This window comes from Mesorhizobium kowhaii (genome assembly GCF_042431665.1).
GTDB classification, from domain to species: Bacteria; Pseudomonadota; Alphaproteobacteria; order Rhizobiales; family Rhizobiaceae; genus Mesorhizobium; species Mesorhizobium kowhaii.
Map to the genome: position 1 here is coordinate 1 of NZ_JBHLYT010000237.1, position 842 is coordinate 842.

An 842-nucleotide genomic window follows, 5' to 3' on the forward strand; every position below is an offset into this window, starting at 1 on the left:
TAGGCCGCAAACTCATAAACTGACTACCGCTTTGTGACGGGTTCTGATTCAAGGCTTCTTTTGGAGGCTTGAATGCGACGTTACGAATTGAGCGACTTTGAATGGGGCGTGATCGAGCCTCATTTGCCGAACAAGGTTCGCGGCGTGGCGCGCGTTGACGATCGCAAGGTTCTCAACGGCATACTGTGGCGTTTCCGAACCGGTTCGCCCTGGGCCGATGTCCCGGAGCGCTATGGACCCTACACCACCTGCTACAACCGGTTCGTGCGATGGCGCAAAGCCGGGGTCTGGGATCGGCTGCTGGCAGCGGTTTCCAAGGCTTTCGACGGCGAGATCATCATGATCGACAGTTCTTGTGTCCGCGTTCACCAGCATGCGGCCACGGCAAAAAAGGGGGCGCCGATGATGGTTGCATGGGACGTTCCCGGGGCGGCCTTACCACGAAAATCCATGCGCTTGTCGACGCCGAAGGCCGGCCAATCGATCTCGTCCTGACCGCCGGACAGGCGCATGACGGCAAGCCTGCCGCCGCTATGCTGGAAGCCCTACAGCCCAATGCGATCCTACTTGCCGATCGCGCCTACGACAGCGACGCAATTCGCACGCTCGCCGCACAGCGCAAAGCTTGGGCAAACATCCCGCCCAAGAAAAACCGCACCGGCAGCTTCCCGTTCAGCGCATGGGTCTACAAACAGCGCAATCTCGTCGAGCGCTACTTCAACAAACTCAAACAGTTCAGGGGAATCGCCACACGATACGACCGAGACCCGCTCAACTTTCTCGCAGCAATCAAACTCGCTTCAGTTCGCATCTGGTTGCGGCATTATGAGTCTGCGGCCTAG

The 842-nt window shown here is 58.7% G+C and carries 1 pseudogene; it reads left to right on the top strand.

Annotated features, from left to right (window positions below):
• Positions 1–72 precede the first annotated feature (72 nt).
• Positions 73–842 (top strand): annotated as a pseudogene (locus ACFFNA_RS40325) (IS5 family transposase).